Origin of the sequence: Phyllobacterium calauticae, from assembly GCF_019991125.1 — a bacterium.
Taxonomy (GTDB): Bacteria; Pseudomonadota; Alphaproteobacteria; order Rhizobiales; family Rhizobiaceae; genus Phyllobacterium; species Phyllobacterium calauticae.
Map to the genome: position 1 here is coordinate 37,417 of NZ_JAGENB010000005.1, position 17,862 is coordinate 55,278.

At 59.2% G+C, this 17,862-nt stretch carries 18 protein-coding genes; 7 read left to right on the top strand and 11 right to left on the bottom strand.

The features are described 5' to 3' along the window. Positions 1 to 15: 15 nt before the first annotated feature. The gene (locus J1W56_RS17735; RefSeq protein ID WP_223614627.1) at positions 16 to 483 is read left to right on the top strand and encodes a MarR family winged helix-turn-helix transcriptional regulator; all 468 of its coding nucleotides are present in this window, start codon (positions 16 to 18) and stop codon (positions 481 to 483) included. A gap of 18 nt (positions 484 to 501) precedes the next feature. Here the strand turns inward: J1W56_RS17735 and J1W56_RS17740 are convergent, their stop codons facing one another. From J1W56_RS17740 to J1W56_RS17760, 5 genes are all read right to left on the bottom strand, one after another. Beyond that, positions 502 to 1,971 carry a M81 family metallopeptidase gene (locus tag J1W56_RS17740; protein ID WP_223614628.1) on the bottom strand — a complete coding sequence of 490 codons (1,470 nt, stop codon included), beginning with the start codon at positions 1,969 to 1,971 and terminating at the stop codon, positions 502 to 504. Between the two features lie 22 nt (positions 1,972 to 1,993). Continuing rightward, entirely contained in the window at positions 1,994 to 2,362 is a 369-nt protein-coding gene (locus tag J1W56_RS17745; RefSeq protein WP_223614929.1) for a RidA family protein, read from the bottom strand. Between the two features lie 19 nt (positions 2,363 to 2,381). Then, complete coding sequence (locus J1W56_RS17750; RefSeq protein ID WP_223614629.1) at positions 2,382 to 3,209, bottom strand: carbohydrate ABC transporter permease; 828 nt, start codon at positions 3,207 to 3,209, stop codon at positions 2,382 to 2,384. After that, complete coding sequence (locus J1W56_RS17755) at positions 3,206 to 4,075, bottom strand: carbohydrate ABC transporter permease (RefSeq protein ID WP_223614630.1); 870 nt, start codon at positions 4,073 to 4,075, stop codon at positions 3,206 to 3,208. The genes J1W56_RS17750 and J1W56_RS17755 overlap by 4 nt, the downstream gene beginning before the upstream one ends. A gap of 97 nt (positions 4,076 to 4,172) precedes the next feature. Then, positions 4,173 to 5,402 carry an ABC transporter substrate-binding protein gene (locus tag J1W56_RS17760; protein ID WP_403181714.1) on the bottom strand — a complete coding sequence of 410 codons (1,230 nt, stop codon included), beginning with the start codon at positions 5,400 to 5,402 and terminating at the stop codon, positions 4,173 to 4,175. Between the two features lie 282 nt (positions 5,403 to 5,684). Here J1W56_RS17760 and J1W56_RS17765 point away from each other — a divergent pair, with 282 nt between their 5' ends. From J1W56_RS17765 to J1W56_RS17780, 4 genes are read left to right on the top strand one after another with little or no spacing between them, the layout of a single operon-like run. Further along, positions 5,685 to 6,476: an SDR family oxidoreductase gene (locus tag J1W56_RS17765; RefSeq protein WP_223614632.1), complete on the top strand. Its 792-nt coding sequence runs from the start codon at positions 5,685 to 5,687 to the stop codon at positions 6,474 to 6,476. Position 6,477: 1 nt separating this feature from the next. Next, positions 6,478 to 7,545 (top strand): ABC transporter ATP-binding protein, encoded by a 1,068-nt coding sequence (locus J1W56_RS17770; RefSeq protein WP_223614633.1) that lies wholly within the window; start codon positions 6,478 to 6,480, stop codon positions 7,543 to 7,545. A gap of 1 nt (position 7,546) precedes the next feature. Beyond that, positions 7,547 to 8,428 (top strand): MurR/RpiR family transcriptional regulator, encoded by an 882-nt coding sequence (locus J1W56_RS17775; protein WP_223614634.1) that lies wholly within the window; start codon positions 7,547 to 7,549, stop codon positions 8,426 to 8,428. A 3-nt stretch (positions 8,429 to 8,431) separates the two neighbouring features. Further along, a complete protein-coding gene (locus J1W56_RS17780) occupies positions 8,432 to 9,490 on the top strand; it encodes a D-TA family PLP-dependent enzyme (RefSeq protein ID WP_223614635.1) in 1,059 nt (352 codons plus the stop codon). On the opposite strand, the gene J1W56_RS17785 is transcribed toward J1W56_RS17780, so the two are convergent. Continuing rightward, positions 9,487 to 10,194, bottom strand: a complete 708-nt coding sequence (locus J1W56_RS17785; RefSeq protein ID WP_223614636.1) for a DUF3053 family protein — start codon at positions 10,192 to 10,194, stop codon at positions 9,487 to 9,489. The two genes, J1W56_RS17780 and J1W56_RS17785, sit on opposite strands and share 4 nt — an antisense overlap. A 350-nt stretch (positions 10,195 to 10,544) precedes the next feature. Here J1W56_RS17785 and J1W56_RS17790 point away from each other — a divergent pair, with 350 nt between their 5' ends. Continuing rightward, a complete protein-coding gene (locus J1W56_RS17790; protein ID WP_223614637.1) occupies positions 10,545 to 10,967 on the top strand; it encodes a hypothetical protein in 423 nt (140 codons plus the stop codon). Positions 10,968 to 11,043: 76 nt separating this feature from the next. Further along, complete coding sequence (locus J1W56_RS17795; protein WP_223614638.1) at positions 11,044 to 11,238, top strand: hypothetical protein; 195 nt, start codon at positions 11,044 to 11,046, stop codon at positions 11,236 to 11,238. A gap of 13 nt (positions 11,239 to 11,251) precedes the next feature. On the opposite strand, the gene J1W56_RS17800 is transcribed toward J1W56_RS17795, so the two are convergent. From J1W56_RS17800 to J1W56_RS17820, 5 genes are all read right to left on the bottom strand, one after another. After that, the gene (locus J1W56_RS17800) at positions 11,252 to 12,013 is read right to left on the bottom strand and encodes an ABC transporter permease (protein ID WP_223614639.1); all 762 of its coding nucleotides are present in this window, start codon (positions 12,011 to 12,013) and stop codon (positions 11,252 to 11,254) included. Next, positions 12,010 to 12,936 (bottom strand): ABC transporter ATP-binding protein, encoded by a 927-nt coding sequence (locus J1W56_RS17805; protein ID WP_223614640.1) that lies wholly within the window; start codon positions 12,934 to 12,936, stop codon positions 12,010 to 12,012. The genes J1W56_RS17800 and J1W56_RS17805 overlap by 4 nt, the downstream gene beginning before the upstream one ends. 222 nt (positions 12,937 to 13,158) lie before the next feature. Next, complete coding sequence (locus tag J1W56_RS17810) at positions 13,159 to 15,348, bottom strand: TonB-dependent siderophore receptor (RefSeq protein ID WP_223614641.1); 2,190 nt, start codon at positions 15,346 to 15,348, stop codon at positions 13,159 to 13,161. 170 nt (positions 15,349 to 15,518) lie between these two features. Beyond that, positions 15,519 to 16,400, bottom strand: a complete 882-nt coding sequence (locus tag J1W56_RS17815) for a helix-turn-helix domain-containing protein (RefSeq protein WP_223614642.1) — start codon at positions 16,398 to 16,400, stop codon at positions 15,519 to 15,521. A gap of 216 nt (positions 16,401 to 16,616) precedes the next feature. Further along, the gene (locus J1W56_RS17820; RefSeq protein WP_223614643.1) at positions 16,617 to 17,843 is read right to left on the bottom strand and encodes an MFS transporter; all 1,227 of its coding nucleotides are present in this window, start codon (positions 17,841 to 17,843) and stop codon (positions 16,617 to 16,619) included. Positions 17,844 to 17,862: the final 19 nt, after the last annotated feature.

Sequence of the window (17,862 nt, forward strand, 5' to 3'; positions counted from 1 at the left end):
GGCAAAGGAGATCAAATGACCGGGAAACAGAACGAGGCGGCGATGCCGCCGCTGGTGCTGGAGGATTTCATTCCCTACCGGCTGAACAAGGCGGCGGAGGCGATCAGCCAGCGCTTTGCCAGCCAGTACCGCGATGAATATGGCCTGACGCGGCCGGAATGGCGCACGCTGGCGACACTCGGCCAGTTCGGGGCGCTGTCGGCGACGGCCATTGGTGCACATTCATCCATGCACAAGACCAAGGTCAGCCGGGCGGTGTTTTCACTGGAGCAGCGCCATTGGCTCAAGCGCAAGCGCGATGACGCCGACCGTCGCACGGAACATCTGGAACTGACGCAGGCGGGACGCAAGGCGTATCAGCATCTGGCGACGATGGCGCACGACTATGAGACCGAGCTGTTTGCCAGGCTCGGCGAACGCGGCGCCAAAGAACTGAAGGCGGGATTGGCGGCGCTGGAAGCCTACTACCGGCAGGGCCGGTAGCAGCAGGTTGCAGGCCGGTCAGAACGGCATGTCGACCCGCGGCCAGATTTCGCGGGACAATTTCCGGTAGTCGGTCTTCTTCGGGTTCGACGGATAGGGCGCGCCCGCATCGATATAGATGATCTCGGCTGCGACCGGCTCGAAACCCGCATGGAAATGGTTGGTCGACTTGACCAGCAGGATGTCCTTGGCAGCGGGTTCGATGCCAAGATTGGAAAAAATGTCCGGCTCGAATGTCTGGGTGCGATTGGTATTGAGGATGACCTCGATATCCGTGCCTTCGAGGCGAATGACAGCGGCCGGTCCAAGGGTGACCCGGCTTTTGCCGAAACTCTGCCAGCCTTCCTGCACGGCCTTCACGACTTCCACCCGGGCATCCAGCGGTGCACCGCCATCCGGCCCCGCCTTGCCGCCGAAGCGCAGCTGAATCCGCGCGCCCTCGCCCGCAGCGAGACAGAACGTGACGGCAATCGGATCCCAGATCGTTGCCACCGCCACGTTATCGATGCCGCGCTCGATAATGCGGCGCAGGATCAGCGTGCCGTCACCGGCAACACCGCCGCCCGGATTGTCCCAGACATCGGCGACAACCACCGGCATTCCGCTCTTCTGCGCAGCCAGAGCCACAGCTTTATCGAGCCCGGCTTCCGTATCGAGCATCGGCATGGCGGTGCGGCCGCGCATGCCGAAAATTTCCATGCCGAGGGATTCAGCCAATGCCTCGCCACGCGGTGCATCATTGTCGGTGACGACCATGACCTGCGTGCCGAGTTCCGGCACGTCGCCCGCCATGAAGCCGTGGATCAGCGAGATGGAGAGAATATTGTTGTTGCCCTGCAAGGCTTGAATACGGTCGACGAAGGAACGCATCGGTTCGCGGCTGGTCGGGAAAACACCGATCATGCGGCAATCGAAGGTGGAGATGACCGGCTTGATCTCGCCGCGCAGCGTGCGCAACGCGAGATCGACGACGTGTTCGCCGCGCTCGTAGAAATCCGTATGCGGGAATTCAAGGAAGGCGGCGAGAATGTTGGAATTCTCCACGCGTTTGCGTGTCAGATGGCTGTGCGGATCAAGTTCCGATGCAATGAGCACGTCAGGGCCGACAATCGCGCGGATGCGCTCGAGCAGATCGCCTTCGCAATCATCATAGCCCTGGGCGACCATGGCCCCGTGCAGGCCAAGAATGACCGCGTCGACAGGCAAGGCCGCTTGCAGCTGGCCGAGAATTTCGTCGCGCAATTCCTCGTAGGCCCGCTGCTGCAAAAGCCCGCCGGGTTCGGCCCAGGTCGCGGTGCCCTCGATGAGTTCAAAGCCCTCCTCCCGTGCGCGGCGGCGCAGAACCACCATGGGCGCCGAACACAGCGTCGGTGTTTCCGGGTGTTCGCCGGGACCCGCATAGAAGGCCATTTCAAAACTGGCGCGGTCGGTTGGAACCGGCGAAAACGTATTGGTTTCCGTCGCGAAGGAGGCGGTGAAGATGCGCATGGAAATGCCTGTTCTTTATGTATCAGAGGGGCTTGTAGGCAATGGCTTCGATTTCGATCTTGATGTCGATCATCAGGCGCGATTCAATCGTGGTGCGGGCTGGCGGGTTCTGCGGGAAATAGGCCGCGTAGGTCTTGTTGAAGGCGGCGAACTCGCGCGCATCTTCGAGAATGACGAAGGTCTTCACCACATCGGACAGATCCGCACCGGCTAGCGCCAGCGCTGTCCTGATGTTCTCCATCACCTGCTTTGTCTGCGCTTCGATGCCGCCTGTGATGACGGTGCCATCGGCGCCGACCGGGACCTGGCCGGAAATGTAGATGAAATCCCCGGCACGGACGGCCGGTGACAGCGGCACATGCGATGATCCGAAATGCTGTTTTGTCATGATGTTCAATTCCCTGACTTGGTTACTTGACGGCGCCGATGGAAAGCCCGCGCACCAGATAGCGCTGCAGCCACGCAAAGAGAATGGCGACCGGAACGGATGCCACAAATGCCGCAGCCATGACGTAGTGCCAGTCGACCGTGTAGCGGCCGGCGACAAGCGAGAGCACGCGGATCGGCAGGGTGTAGTTCTCTTCCTTGCGCAGCATGGTAAGCGCGATGACGAACTCGTTCCAGGCATTGATGAAGGTGAAGATGGCGGTGACGACCATTGCCGGGACTGCAAGCGGCAGGAAGACGCTGCGCAGCGTGCGCCAGCGATTTGCCCCTTCCATCCATGCGGCTTCTTCGAGATCGCGTGGAATTGTGGAGAAATAGCTCTGCAGCATCCACACGCAGAAGGCGATGTTGAAGCCGGTGTAGATGATGACAAGCACATTCAGATTGTCGATCATCCCGGCATTGGCCACAAGCCGGAACAGGCCGATGACCAGCACGATGGGCGACAGCATCTGCGAGACGAGGAGAAATTGCCGGTAGGCGTTGCGGCCGGCAAACTGGTAGCGGCTGAGGGCATAGGCGGCGGGAATGGAGACGACGATGGTCAGCAGGGTCGACAGCGTCGATACGTAGAGCGAATTGGCAAGCGCCGACGCAATGCCGGAGGTCTGCCACATCTCCGAAAAGTTCTGCCAGTGCAGCTCTTCCGGCCACCAGGTTGGGTTGAGCACCTCCGTTGCCGATTTGAGCGAGGTGATCGTCATGACGACATAGGGAAAGAGGATCACCACGACGATCGGCGACAGGAACAGCCAGAACACGAGGGAGCGCTTGAGCTTGCTGTTCATCATTCCTTCTCCTCGCGCATGGCCAGCCGCACATAGATCAGCGTGAAGACCAGAAGGATGGCGAACATGATCAGCGAGATCGCCGCTGCCTCGCCCAGGCGCCCGAGGCGGAAGCCGAGCTCGTAGAGATAGGTTACGAGAATATGGGTCGAATTGGCAGGCCCGCCCTGCGTGGTCACCCAGATGATCGGGAAGGAGTTGAAGACGTAGATTGTGTTGAGCACGAACGCGATATTGATGAAGGGCCGCAACAGGGGAAGCGTGATCAGGCGGAACTGGTCCCAGCGCCCTGCGCCTTCCGTGGCCGCCGCCTCATAGAGATCATCGGGAACCGAGGACAGTCCGCCGAGGAAGATGGTCACCGTAAACGGCACTGACACGAGGATGCCGATCAGGATCTGCATCGGAAAGGCGGTGGACGCCTCGGCCAGCCACTGGATATTGCTGCCGATCAGGCCGAGATCACGCAGCGCCGAATTCAGCATGCCGCTTTCGCCGTTGAGAGCCCAGCGCCAGACCACGGCGGTCATGGTCAGCGAGATCGCCCAGGGCAGCATGATGAGGATGCGGGCAATGCCGCGCCCGTAGAAATCCTCGTTGAGGATCAGCGCGATGGGGACCGATACGATCAGCGTGCCAAGCACGACGCAAACGGTCCAGACCAGCGTGCGCCAGGTCGCGGCGATGAAATCCGGATCGGCGAACAGCACGCGGAAATGCTCAAGCCCGACGAATTCGCGCAGCATGCCGAAACGGTTCACGTCGTGCAGCGACAGCGAGACGATCTCCTTCAGCGGCCAGAGGATGATGGCGGCTGCCAGAATGAAGCTGGGCAGGATGAGAAAATAGGGGGCCGTTGCCCGTTGCATAAGCGTGCGTTCCTTGACCGGAGAATATGGGACCGGAGAATATGGCGTCTGAAGGACGGAGCGGGAAAGCGGCTGGCGCCACTCTCCCGCGGCCGGCTTATTTCAGCGTCGCGTTGATCTTGGCAGCCGCTTCCTTCAGCGTTGCCTCGGCCTCGCCCTGGCCAAGATAGATCTTCTGCACGGCATTGGAGGTTGTCTTGGCGATGTCCTCCCAGCCCGGAATGACCGGTGCAAACCGGGCGTTCGGCAGCAGCGAGGTGAAGACCTTCAGATCGGCATTGTCAGCGAAATAAGGATCCTTCGCTTCTTCCGCGTTGACCGGCAGGAAGCCTTCGATCTTGTCGAACTTGGTGCGCTGTTCCTTGGTGAAGATGAAATCAAGGAACTTCCAGGCCGCTTCCTTGTTCTTGGAATTCTCGAACAGAACAATGGAGTCGGTCACGCCATAGGTGCCCTTGTCGCCGCCCGGACCTGCGGGAATGGGTGCGACGCCATAGTTGAGCTTCGGCGCTTCGGTCTTGATCTGGCCCGAGAGGAACGGTGCGGTGATGACCGTTGCCACCTTGCCCTGCTTGAACAGGTTCTGCACGTCTTCACGCGAATAGGAGGTCACGCCCGGCTGGGTCAGGCCCTCATCGATGAAGCTCTTGTAAAGCTTGGCGGTGTCGATGGCTGCCTTTGAATCGAGGCCGGATTTGCCGCCCTTGACGATTTCGCCGCCATTCGACCACATGCCGTAGTAGAAATAGACGTCCGTCTCGATTTCCTTGCCCTGCAGACCGAAACCATAGGTCTCGCCGCCGAGCTTCTTGATCTTTTCCGCATCGGTCTTGAAGTCGGCCCACGTTGCGGGCGGCGCGCTGATGCCGGCCTTGGCGAAAATATCCTTGTTGTAATACATCGCCCGCGCCGAGGCGGCGACCGGCAGGCCGTAGACCTTGCCGTTCATGACCGAAGGCGTCAGGAACGTGTCGATGAAGCGGGCCTTGAAGTCCGGTTTGATGTGCTCGTCAAGCGGCGCAACGATGCCTTCCGACACATAGTCGAGCAGCCAGCGCGTGCCGATGATGGAAAGATCGGCATTGGCGCCGGCCGAAATATCGGTGGTCAGCTTCTGCTGCAGGCTGTCCCACGGCACGACCTCGATCTGGATTTTGACATCAGGATTGGCGGCTTCAAACGCCTTGGCCGCTTCCTGGAAATAAGGGCCCGTGCCCTTGCTGTATTCGGCGATGGTGACACGCACGGTGCTCGCGGCAAAGGCGCTGCTGCTGAAGGCAACGATGCTTGCTCCGGCAAGAAGGCATAGTTTCTGTTTGAACGTCATTGTCATTCCCCTTGTTATCGCCGCAGTCACACGGCGTTTGTTTGTGTCCGCGAACCGTCTTCGGCGGGTAGGCTCCTTCGCCTCCCGCAAGCCGCTTCTTCCAACCAGCCTCTCTATCTTCAAATGTAATTTAATTTCATGCAAGCGAATTTTGCATCGGTTTGATGTATTTTTATGTTGCTTTTTTTCACGCTCCGCCATTAGCTGGGCAACAGGCGGGTAGAATCCGCGAGAGATTGTCTGCGGAAGCGGGCCAATGATACGGGAACAGATGAACGCGCAATGACTTCACCCAATTTGCATGATTTCTACGGACTAAAAGGCAGGCAGGTGCTGATCACCGGTGCCGGCGGCGGTATCGGCCAGGCATTGATTGCAGCCTTCACCGCTGCGGGCGCCGTCGTCTCGGGTGCCGATAGGACGGACGCGGCATTGGAAAACCTGCCCCTCGCCCATCGTCTTGTTTTTGAGCTCACGGACCGCGCCGGCATCGCAAAGGCCGTCGGTGATTTCATCGGCGAGAACGGTGCGCCTGACGTGCTGGTCAACAATGCCGGCTTCACCCGCGGTGAAACACTGGATCAGGTGGATGGCGACGTCTGGGATCGCGAGATTGCGATCAACCTGAATGGTGCCTTTCATGTGACGGCGCCGGTCGTCGAAGCCATGGCCAGACACGGCGGCGGTAATGTGGTGTTCATATCCTCGGTCAATGGCCTCTCGCATTTCGGCAACCCGGCCTATTCGGCTGCCAAGGCCGGGCTTATCTCCTATGTGAAGGCGCTGGCCGTGGAGCGCGGACGGTATGGCATCCGCGCCAATGCGGTCTGCCCCGGCTCGGTGCGCACACCCGCATGGGATCATCGCCTCGCCAGTCAGCCGGAACTCCTGGCGAAAGTCTTGCCGCACTATCCGCTCGGGCGCATGGTGACACCGGAAGAAGTGGCACATGCCGCCCTGTTTCTGGCTTCCTCGGCAGCATCTGGAATAACAGGCACGGCGCTGGCCGTGGATGCCGGGTTGACGTCAGGCAATCTGCGCTTCATCAACGACGTTCTTGCGGGAGAAGACTGACATGGCCGGACTTCAGATCAAACAACTCGTCAAATCCTATGGAGCCATGAGCGTTCTGCATGGCATCGATCTTGAGGTGCGTGACGGCGAGTTCCTCGTTCTCATCGGCCCTTCCGGCTGCGGCAAGTCCACGCTTCTGCGCATGATTGCCGGTCTCGACGATATTTCTTCGGGGGAGCTATGGATCGGCGATCGCCTGACCAATGGCCTCGCGCCGCAGCAGCGCAATATTTCAATGGTCTTCCAGAGCTATGCGCTGTTCCCGCATATGACGACGCGCAAGAATATCGGCTTTGGCCCGAAAATCCGGCGCGAAGCCGGAAGTATTATCGATGCCAAGGTGAACAAGGCAGCGGAAACGCTCAACCTGCACAACTATCTCGACCGCCTGCCGCGCCAGCTTTCGGGCGGCCAGCGCCAGCGCGTTGCCATGGGCCGGACCATCGTGCGGGAACCCGACCTGTTCCTGTTCGATGAACCGCTGTCCAATCTGGATGCAAAACTGCGCGTGCAGATGCGCACGGAAATCAAGGCGCTGCATCAGCAGCTCAAGACTACCATCGTCTATGTGACGCACGACCAGATCGAGGCCATGACCATGGCGGACCGGATCGTGGTGATGAATGGCGGCCGCATCGAACAGATCGGCTCGCCGCTTGAGCTGTATGACCAGCCCGCCAACAAATTCGTCGCCGGTTTCCTTGGCTCGCCCGCCATGAGCTTCATTCCCGGGACGCTGGAGCGGGGTGACGGGATGGTACGCATGCGGACATCGGATGGTTTCGCGATCCCGGTTGGCGATACGACGGCCGCTTCCGGTCAGCCGATCGAGGTGGGCATCCGTCCGGAACATTACCGCCTGGCGGCTAGCGGTCAGGGTTTCCCTTATAAAGTTGCCGTGATCGAGCCGACCGGCTCGGAAACGCATCTTTTCGGCACGATTGCCGGCGTGGATGTGCGCGCGGTGTTCCGTGATCGCATTGCGCCGGAACCGGGCAGCCTGATGATGCTGACGGTTGATCCTGGCAAGGTGCACGTCTTCGACGGGAAAACCGGAAACCGGATCTGACATGGCTTCGCCGCTTTTTGACATCGTTGCCCGGTTGCGTGAGATCGCCGAGAATGGCCAGCGCTCCGATCAAAGGGTGGCTGCCGCCGTTCTGGCGGATGCGGATTTTGCCACCCATGCTTCCATTGAAAAGCTTGCGGAAAAGGCGGGGGTCAGCGAGCCGACGATTACCCGTTTCTGCCGCTCGCTCGGCTTCGAAGGCACCCGTGATTTCAAGGTGGGGCTTGCCCAGTCCCTGGCGGTTGCCGGGCGGTTCATTTCGGTCAATGCCGCCGATGGTTCGGCGAGCCATGGCATTCCGTCCATCATAGCAACCAGTGCCGTCAGTGCGATTGAAACGGTGACCAATCTCATCGACCGGGCAAGTCTCGACCGCGCTGCGGCTATCGTTGCCGGTGCCGGCATGGTTCGTGCCTACGGGTCGGGCGGTGCCTCGTCGATGGCCGCGACCGAGCTCGAAAACCGGTTGTTCCGGTTGGGTCTTCCGGCCTCCTCCCATATCGATGGCGAAATGCAGCAGATGACCGCTGCTACCAGCAACAAGGATACGGTCATCGTCGCCTATTCCCTGTCCGGCGAGGTCAAGCCGGTTATCGACGCGGTGACCATTGCCGGACGCTACGGGGCAAAGACAATTGCCTTCACCGCGGCCAAGTCGTCTTTGGCGGCCGCGGCGCAACTGGTCTTGCCTTTTCACATCGAAGAAGGCACGAATGTCTACCGGCCCTCACCTGCCCGCTATGCCCTGCTTGCCCTGACCGATATGCTGGCCATGAGCGTAGCGGAAAAAATCGGCGCGCCCGCAGTGGAACGCATGCGCCGGATCAAGAATCTTCAGGGCATGCAAAAGAGCGATGCACCCAACCTTCCGCTTGGAGACTGAGAATTGAAACTGTCCGACCTTGATACGCCTGCCGTCCTGATCGATGTGGACCGGGCCGATGCCAACCTGCAGCGCTTCCAGGCCTATGCCGATGCGCATGGGCTGCGCGTGCGCCCGCATATCAAGACGCACAAGCTGCCGCGTTTCGCCAAACGGCAGGTGGAACTTGGCGCTGTCGGCATCACCTGCCAGAAGCTGGGCGAGGCCGAGGTGATGGCCGATGCCGGTTTGACTGACATTTTCATTCCCTACAATATCATCGGCAAAGCCAAGCTCGACCGGCTCGTTGCCCTGCACGGACGCATCAAGCTTGCGGTGACGGCGGACAGCGCCGCAACCGTCAGCGGTCTTGCCGCGGCCTTTGCCGGTTCGGCGAAGCCGCTCGAGGTTCTGGTGGAATGCGATACGGGCATGGGCCGCTGCGGCGTGCAGACACCCGATGACGCGGTTGCGCTGGCGAAAGTGATCGACGCCGCCGACGGTCTTCGCTTTGCCGGTTTCATGACCTATCCGAAGGCGGGTGGCGTGCAGGAGAACCAGGCATGGCTGGCAGCGGCAAAGCAGAAAGCGGCCGATGCGGGACTTGATCCGCGCATCATCTCCAACGGCGGTTCGCCGGATATGTGGCGTGCTCATGAGGTGACGGCGGCCACCGAACATCGGCCCGGCACGTATATCTATATGGACCGGTTTCAGGTGGCAAAGAATGCCGGCACCTGGGACGATTGCGCCCTCACCGTTCTGGCAACCGTGGTCAGCCGCCCGACGGACAACCGTGCGATCATCGATGCCGGCTCAAAATCGCTGTCGAGCGATACGTTCGGCATGGAAGGGTTCGGGCGGATTGTCGAATTTCCCGATGCGGTGATCACCTCGCTCAGCGAGGAGCACGGGACGATCGACGTGTCGGCATGTAAATCCAAGCCGCAGATCGGCGACCGGGTCCGCATCATTCCCAATCACGCCTGCGTAGTCTCCAATCTGTTCGACAGCGTGGTGCTGATATCAGGCGACGCGGTTGTCGACATTGCCCCCGTCGCCGCGCGAGGCCGGGTCGGCTAGTTTCCGTAGATGGCCGCGCGCATTTTCCGCTGCGCGTCGGATATCGCCTGCCCCTTGGCATTGACCTGATCGAGCAGGATGTTCAACTGCGCCTGGATGGTGGGATCCGAAACTTCGAACATCGAGCCGGAGATGGTGATCTTGTCCCTGTTCTGATCGACGAAATCGACGACCTTCAGGAGGATGTCAAAGGTCTCGCTCGTGGCCGGAAAGATTTCCTTGTAGGTGTTGGCGAGATTGCTCACGGTCTTTTCGTAGGCCTTGTCAAAGACGGGCTTGAGGTCTTCCGGCTGCTTCAGCGCCGCATGGGCCCTGTCGGCGACGCTCTGTTCTTCATCCATGGTCGTGCGCAGCGTGCTGAGGCCGGCATAGGCGGCCTTGATGTCATCCTTGCGGTTCATGGCATCGTCGATGGAGGTGATTGCACCTTTGGCAGCAAGGGCTTCCATGGGTTTGCTGATCTTTTCGTTCATTGCCGAATGAAAATCGGTGATGATCTTGTATTGTGCTGCATAGCTGCCAAGAGACTTGGTTTCTTCCGTAGTCAATTGCGGGACGCTCACGCCCTTCTTGTCGACAATACGCGTCTGCAGAAAGTCGATGAATGCCTTGCGCTGGGTGGCCTCGTTGTCCGTACAGGCGGAGATCGAGAGGGCCATGAACACGGTCATGACCGCCGCAATGGCAAAACGGAATCCTGGCATTTTGTTATTTTCCTTTTCTTCTTCTTGACGTCCGCTCAGGCAAGTGGCCTGAACGATAGGGCCTGTCGGCCTTGTTGCTCCCTGTGGTGCTGCAGAAATTGGGCGCCAGCATGGGAAGAGTGGCATTTCCCTCAAAATTGATCGGATCGCTGGGTAGGGCCTAGTGCAGAAAGATATGTTGCACAACCGTGACGGGCGCCGTCAGGCATGTTTTCCAGAAGCAATGGAAACTGCGGGAGGCCGGGGCCGAACCATCTTGCGTGCCGGACCAATCGATCAAGGCTCCGATTGTGGCCGCTCCCGATTGGCCATAGAATGCCATGCGTTCAGGGCCGGAGGAAGGAATTGCCATGGAGGAAGATGCTGCGGAATTTGCTCATCGTTTGCGACATCGTGCAGTGACCTATGGGGTCCTGACCTGCGTCCTCATGGTGGCAACGTCGCTCGTCGCCGACAAGGGCGGCGCTGTGCTTGCCGGCCTGTGGCCCCTGATGATGGTGGGCGGGCTCATCACCCTGTTGCTTACCGGCTACCTTCTGTTTGATGCCGCTCTGTTTCGCTTCATCGCCTCGCATGAGGATGAACTGGACGGGTGCAAGGCTCTGGACGACATGCTGGCGCGGATGCGGCTGCGGTCCCGTCCGGAAAAGACGCGGCCGTTGCAGGCCAGAATATCAGGAACCAAGAGCGTTCTGGTGAAATTGCATATCGCCTTTGCCGCGTTTGTCACCCTGTTCGTGGCACTCGTTGTCTACGGATTCTGGGGGCACTGAAGGGACTCGACTCCCGGCGGGTCTTTCCTGCATCATGCAGGCCTTCGCCAGAGCTTATGCGTGCAGGACACGGGGAATGCGTATGGGGCCAACTGTAAAGGTGTTGTTCAAGCAGCCTGCATTGCCAAGCGGCCCGGCAGATGTCGTCGAGCCTGATCCGGACCGCTTTGCCGTGCTGAAGCCGGAAGAAATCCCGGCGGCCTTCCTTTGCGCCGAGGAGCGCAATCATACGACGGATGATCGCGATCCCTTCCAGCGCTGGGAAGAATAGGCCAAGAATTGGCCTAGCTTTTCAGCCTGTACCCCGTTTTGAACATCCAGCGCACAATCAGAATGCAGACGATGAGGAACACCAACGTCATCGCAAGACTGGTTCCGATGTGCACATCGGACAAGCCGTAAAAACTCCAGCGAAAGCCGCTGATGAGATAAACGACCGGATTGAACAGGGTGACCGTGCGCCAGAACGGCGGAAGCATGTCGATGGAGTAGAAGCTGCCGCCCAGGAACGTCAGCGGCGTGACGATCATCAGCGGCACCAGCTGCAGCTTTTCAAAGCCGTCGGCCCATATGCCGATGATGAAGCCGAACAGACTGAATGTCACCGCGGTGAGCACGAGAAACAGCACCATGACAAAGGGATGCTCGATCCGCATCGGCACGAACAAGGCGGCCGTTGCCAGAATGATCACGCCGAGAATGATCGATTTCGACGCCGCCGCGCCAACATAGGCGATGACAATCTCGAAATAGGATACGGGTGCCGACAGCAACTCGTAGATCGTCCCGGTGAATTTGGGAAAGTAGATACCGAAGGACGCGTTCGAAATGCTCTGCGTCAGCAGCGACAGCATGACCAGTCCCGGTACGATGAACGCACCGTAGCTGACGCCATTGATCTCGGGAATGCGCCCGCCAATGGCCGAACCGAAGACGACAAAGTACAGGCTGGTGGAAATGACAGGCGAGATGATGCTCTGCATGATCGTGCGCCATGTACGATGCATTTCAAAGAGATAGATCGCACGGATCGCGTAAAGGTTCATTTGCGTTCCCTCACCAGATTGACGAAGATTTCCTCGAGAGAGCTTTGCTTCGTCTGAATGTCGTTGAACCCTATGCCTGCTTTGTCCAGATCCTTGAGCAGGGAGGCAATGCCGGTTTTGTCCTCATGCGCATCGTAGCTGTAGATCAGCTCGCTGCCGCTGGCGGCCAGTTCGAGCCCGTACTTGGCCAAGGTGTCGGGTACGGCTGAATGCTCTTCCTGCAAATGCAGGCGCAGCTGCTTCTTGCCCAGCGAGCGCATCAGTTCGTTCTTTTCTTCGACCAGGATGATCTCGCCTTTGCTGATGACACCGATGCGGTCGGCCATCTGTTCGGCTTCCTCGATGTAATGGGTCGTCAGGATGATGGTCACGCCGGACTCGCGCAAGGCGCGCACAACATTCCACATGTCACGGCGCAGCTCGACGTCGACACCGGCAGTCGGTTCATCGAGGAACAGGATCTCCGGTTCGTGCGACAGTGCCTTGGCAATCATGACGCGGCGCTTCATGCCGCCGGACAAGGTGATGATCTTGTTGTCTTTCTTGTCCCAGAGCGAAAGGTCTTTCAGGATCTTCTCTACATGGCTGGGTTTGGACGGCTTTCCGAACAGACCGCGGCTGAAACTCACCGTGTTCCACACCGTCTCGAAGGCGTCAGTCGTCAATTCCTGCGGCACCAGGCCGATCTTGGTGCGCGCCGCACGATATTCCTTCTGGATGTCGTGCCCATCGGCGAGGATCGTGCCGGATGTCGGATTGACGATGCCGCAGATGGTGCTGATCAGCGTCGTCTTGCCGGCGCCGTTGGGGCCGAGCAAGGCAAAGATTTCACCGTGATGAATGTCGAGATTGATGTTCTTGAGTGCTTCAAACCCGGAATCATAGGTTTTATGCAGATTGGAAACAGATATGGCTGAGGACATGGGGTCTATCCGGACGGAATTTTCGGTTGCGACGTCTCCGGTAGAATGAAACAGGAGGCATGAACCGTCATTGGAAGAATGGTTTTCCTTATATGGTGATCCAAACTGGTTTTCAAACCACCTCCTGACAAAACAAGTCAGGAGGCCCATCAAACAAAACACCCGCCACGCGACGTGCATGGCGGGTGTCCGGATGGGCAGTTTTCTACAAGGGCTGTGCAACTACCATTTGGTGTGGGCTGAAAGCGTGATCGTCCGGCCGTCGCCATAACCGCAGACCGCCTCGCCGTCGCAGCCCTTGACGTAGGCCTTGTCGAAAAGATTGGTGACATTGAGAGCGACGCCCCAGCTGTCCTTCTCGTAGCGGATAGCGGCGTCGAACAAGGTGGCGCCGGGAACCTTCAGCGTGTTGGCCTTGTTGGCGTAGGACTCGCCCTGATAGCGGACCCCTGCCCCGAGATTGACCCCTTGCAGCGGTCCCTGGTCGACCGTGTAATCCAGCCAGAACGCGGCGGACACTTTCGGGACGATTGTCGGCCAGTTGCCGATCAATGCCGGGTCTTCATCCTTGGTGATCTCCATATCGAGCACGGTCAGCGATGCCAGGGCCTTCCAGTTCTGGTCGATATTGACCTTGCCTTCCAGTTCCAGCCCGGTCGATTTGACCTCGCCCAGCTGCGTGTCGATAAAGGTACCGGGAACGCGCGACAGCGCGTTCTGCTTGGTGATCTGGAACACGGATGCCGTCAGCAAGCCGTCAACGAAATCCGGGGCGTATTTGACACCCGCTTCGAACTGATAGCCCTCTTCCGGCTTCAGCGGTTCGCCAAGGGTGACGCCAATCACCGGATTGAAGAAGGTTGCCGCGCTGATATAGGGCGTCACGCCATTGGAGAATTCATAACCCAGCCCGACGCGGCCGCTGACGGCGCTCTTGTTGTAGTCATAGGTCGGGCCAAGCGGGAAGAACGGGCCTTCGGCGGAATCCGACGAGATGTTGACGTAGTCATAGCGGCCGTTCAGGGTCATCAGCCAGCCATCGCCGAACCGCACCTGATCCTGCGTGTAGACGCCAATCTGGTTCATCTTCAAAACCTGATCGAGATAGACGCTGGTCGGGCCCTGCGGGGCACCATAGACCGGATTGCTGGCGCTGATCGGCGTTGCACCGCCCGATGCCTGCACCTGGTCGATCTTGAAATATTTGTAGTCGACGCCGAACAGGAAATTGTGTTCGAGCGCGCCGGTGGTGAATTGCTTCTCGGCCCGGTTGTCCATCAGGAACGTGTCGACCTTCGTATCGTGGTTGAAGCCGATCCGGTACAGGAGATTGTCGGGTGTTGTCGGCTTCAGACCGCCGCCATAGGGGAAGGCCGGATCAACATAGCCATAGGGATAGGGGCTGGTTTCTTTCTTGTTCTGATGGCCGTAGCGCACATTCTGGCTGAGCTTCCAGCCATTGTCTAATGTGTGTTCCGCTTCGTAGCCAAACAAATATTGGCGGTTCTGGCCATCATCGATACCTGGTTCGGTGAAATTCGCCTTGCGACTGATCTTGCCGAATGCCGCGTCCTTGACGGTGCCGTAATAAGGCAGGAACCCGCCGCCCGCATGGGTCTGGTCGAGGGCGGAGAACTGGCCGAACACGGTGACTTTTGTGTCGGCTGATGGCGCATAGGTGATCTGCGGCATAAGCGAGCCACGGAAATCCTTGGCAAAATCTGTCTGTTGCTCGCCGCCGGCGATCCGACCGGTGAAGCGGTAGGTCCAGACGCCGTTTTCATCGAGCTTGTCGCCGACGTCGACACCGAGATAGGCATTGCCATATTGGTTGACACCCGTCTCGATCCGGCCGAAGCGATCCTTTTCCGGACGTTTGCTCACCATATTGACGATGCCGCCGGGATTGGCACCACCATAGAGAACCGAAGCAGGGCCCTTGAGGGCTTCAACCCGCTCAAGCATGAAGGGATCGATCTGGAATCCGCCGAAGCCATAGCCGAAGAGCGGCAGGCCATCGAGGAAAACGCCGCTTTGCGTGGCCTGGAAGCCACGAATGAAAATCCAGTCCGTATCGGGGTCTTCGCCGAAGGGCGCTGCGGTGATGCCTGCGGTATAGCGCAGGGCTTCATCGACTTTCTTGACGCCGCGATCCTGCAGTTCCTGCTGGCCGATCACGGAAACGGACTGGGGAATGGCGGTGATCGGCAGGGCGGATTTCGAACCGGCAGTGGTCTTCTTGGCGACGTAGCCGTTGACGGGTCCGGTCGCCGTGCCGTTGCCGCCATCGATGACGATTTCCTTGAGGACGATGGATTCTTCCGCCATGGCTGCGATTGGCAGAAGCGCAATGCTGAGGGTTGTGCCGGCAAGCAGAAGCCCTGCCCGCCGTGTCCGGTTATGTCTTGTCATGTGTCGCCCCAAAAACCCCAAAGAACAATGACACCGCACGCCGCTGCGCCCGCGCCGGTATCATCGTGTGCCTGAAATATTATGACTATTTAACTCAACTATAAATGCGGGTCTTGTCCGAAATCACGGCCGTTGAATGTTTCTGGGCTAAAGTCGCCTGGCGACAATGCTTATTTCCGGCTGCGTTGCCAGGCGGCCGGCGTGAGGCCGGTGTGCTGGCGGAACACGCGGGTGAAATGCGCCTGATCGGCAAAGCCTGCAAGCTCCGCGATGTGGTTGAGACTGTGACCGGTCCGCAACAGCATTTCTTCGATGCGGCGCACGCGCGCGTGCATCTGCCACTGGTGCGGCGGCATGCCGGTCGAAGCCTTGAAGGCATGACTGAAATGCGATTGCGACAATCCGGTCAGATCAGCCAGTTCCTGCAGGCGGACCGCACGCATCCAGTTGTCACCGAGATAGTTGGTGACACGGCGCAACTGCCAGGGCGCGAGTTTGCTGCGCTTGCGCTCTGCTTTGGCCTTGATGTCGAACAGCAGCGTGAAGACCGAGATTGCCAGGCTCTCACCGTAGAGCGGGTGCAGCGGATCGGGATTGGTACACTCCCCTGCCATGAGATTGGCCAGCGCCAGGATGCGCGGATCGGAAAACATCAGGCGTGGCCGCGTGACCGCGCCAAGATCAACCCCGTCGCCAAAGCGTTTGACCAGTGTTTGGACGTTGAAGTGCAGGTCGATGTGGCGGATATGTTTGACCTCGCGGAGGCGGGACCAGAGCGGCATTCCCGCCGGGACATAGCACATCGGATTGGCAACGCCATCGCTGCCGAGATCCTTGCTCTGCGGGTCCAGCCGCACGTTGAACGTGCCGGTGTTCAGGCCGTCGAGAACGATGAAGAGCCGGGGATCCCTCGCCTCATACTGACCGCTGGCATCGGGCGCGCAATTCACGCTGAATAGATCGGCGACAACACCGTCCCAGGCGCGCTGCTGCAAGCCCCCGACGACGGAAAAGCCGTTTATCTTGGTATTCATCTGCGGTTGAAACGTCATTTGATTGGCATAAAACCATTGGAAATATCAGGCAATGCCAATGATTTAGAACATTTCTAGCAGGCTTTGCACTAGCGCAGTTAATATGAGTATAAAAATCATCTTTAGTTCTTGAAATTGTTGAGCCAATTGAAAACGGGGCCGGATCACGCATGATCCGGCCCCGTTATTGTCGAGTGCCGTTATTTCAGCGACTGTCGCTCTATGGCAACAATGTTATACCGGGACTGCCACGGGTTCACCCTTCACCTCGCGCATGCTCGGCAGGAAGATGGTCAACAGGCCGAGGAATGGCAGGTAGGAACAGACCATATAGACAAAGTCGATCCCCTTGTTGTCGGCAACGACCCCGAGAACCGCGGCTGCAATTCCGGCCATGCCGAAGGCGAAGCCGAAGAAGATGCCGGCGATCATGCCGACCCGACCCGGCACCAGTTCCTGCGCAAACACCACGATAGCGGGGAATGCCGAGGACAGGATGAGGCCGATGAACACGGTCAGCACGCCGGTCCAGAACAGGTTCGCATAGGGCATCAGCAGCGTGAACGGCAGGACGCCCAGGATCGAGAACCAGATGACGGTCTTGACACCGATCTTGTCGCCAACCAGTCCGCCGCCGATGATGCCGACAGCAGCGGCGCCGAGGAACAGGAACAGCATTAGCTGCGACTGTTGTACGGTGATGCCGAATTTGTGGATCACGTAGAAGGTGTAGTAGCTGGAGATGCTGGCGAGATAGATGTTCTTGCTGAACACCAGCAGTGTGAGAATGATCAGCGACATCGTCACCTTGCGGCGCGGCAGTTTCAGGGTACGGCTGACCGGCGGCTTTTTCGCATTGGCGGCGCGATAGCGCTGGTACCAGTTGCCGACCTGATAGAGGACGATCATGCCGATCAGTGCCGCCGCCGAGAACCAGGCGATGCTCTGCTGGCCGTGCGGCAGGATGATGAAGGCTGCAAGCAAAGGTCCGAGCGCCGTGCCGAAATTGCCGCCGACCTGGAACAGCGACTGGGCGAGGCCATGACGTCCGCCGGATGCCAGGCGCGCGACGCGCGAAGACTCCGGATGGAAGATGGACGAGCCGATGCCGATGAAAGCGGCGCCGATCAGCAGCATCGAATAGTGCGTGGCGATCGACAAGAGGCCGAGGCCAACCAGCGAAAAGCCCATGCCGACCGGCAGGGAATAGGGCATCGGGCGCTTGTCGGTATAGGTGCCGACGACAGGCTGCAGCAGGGACGCTGTGACCTGAAAGGTGAGCGTCAGCAGGCCGATCTGCTTGAAGTCGAGTCCGTAGTTGGTCTTGAGCATCGGATAGATGGCCGAGAGCATGGACTGCATCATGTCGTTGAGCAGATGGCAGAAGCTCACGGCAAAGATGATGCCGAAGGCAGTTATTTCAGCGGAAGAGCGCTGTGCGGGCAGGGATGTATCGGTCATATCAGGCGTTCCATCGGAA

Excerpts from the sequence above, each read along its gene's own strand:
- J1W56_RS17735 (WP_223614627.1), top strand. The coding sequence starts at position 16 with ATGACCGGGAAACAGAACGAGGCGGCGATGCCGCCGCTGGTGCTGGAG.
- J1W56_RS17740 (WP_223614628.1), bottom strand. The coding sequence starts at position 1,971 with ATGCGCATCTTCACCGCCTCCTTCGCGACGGAAACCAATACGTTTTCG.
- J1W56_RS17750 (WP_223614629.1), bottom strand. The coding sequence starts at position 3,209 with ATGATGAACAGCAAGCTCAAGCGCTCCCTCGTGTTCTGGCTGTTCCTG.
- J1W56_RS17755 (WP_223614630.1), bottom strand. The coding sequence starts at position 4,075 with ATGCAACGGGCAACGGCCCCCTATTTTCTCATCCTGCCCAGCTTCATT.
- J1W56_RS17760 (WP_403181714.1), bottom strand. The coding sequence starts at position 5,402 with ATGACGTTCAAACAGAAACTATGCCTTCTTGCCGGAGCAAGCATCGTT.
- J1W56_RS17765 (WP_223614632.1), top strand. The coding sequence starts at position 5,685 with ATGACTTCACCCAATTTGCATGATTTCTACGGACTAAAAGGCAGGCAG.
- J1W56_RS17770 (WP_223614633.1), top strand. The coding sequence starts at position 6,478 with ATGGCCGGACTTCAGATCAAACAACTCGTCAAATCCTATGGAGCCATG.
- J1W56_RS17775 (WP_223614634.1), top strand. The coding sequence starts at position 7,547 with ATGGCTTCGCCGCTTTTTGACATCGTTGCCCGGTTGCGTGAGATCGCC.
- J1W56_RS17785 (WP_223614636.1), bottom strand. The coding sequence starts at position 10,194 with ATGCCAGGATTCCGTTTTGCCATTGCGGCGGTCATGACCGTGTTCATG.
- J1W56_RS17790 (WP_223614637.1), top strand. The coding sequence starts at position 10,545 with ATGGAGGAAGATGCTGCGGAATTTGCTCATCGTTTGCGACATCGTGCA.
- J1W56_RS17795 (WP_223614638.1), top strand. The coding sequence starts at position 11,044 with ATGCGTATGGGGCCAACTGTAAAGGTGTTGTTCAAGCAGCCTGCATTG.
- J1W56_RS17800 (WP_223614639.1), bottom strand. The coding sequence starts at position 12,013 with ATGAACCTTTACGCGATCCGTGCGATCTATCTCTTTGAAATGCATCGT.
- J1W56_RS17805 (WP_223614640.1), bottom strand. The coding sequence starts at position 12,936 with ATGTCCTCAGCCATATCTGTTTCCAATCTGCATAAAACCTATGATTCC.
- J1W56_RS17810 (WP_223614641.1), bottom strand. The coding sequence starts at position 15,348 with ATGACAAGACATAACCGGACACGGCGGGCAGGGCTTCTGCTTGCCGGC.
- J1W56_RS17815 (WP_223614642.1), bottom strand. The coding sequence starts at position 16,400 with ATGACGTTTCAACCGCAGATGAATACCAAGATAAACGGCTTTTCCGTC.
- J1W56_RS17820 (WP_223614643.1), bottom strand. The coding sequence starts at position 17,843 with ATGACCGATACATCCCTGCCCGCACAGCGCTCTTCCGCTGAAATAACT.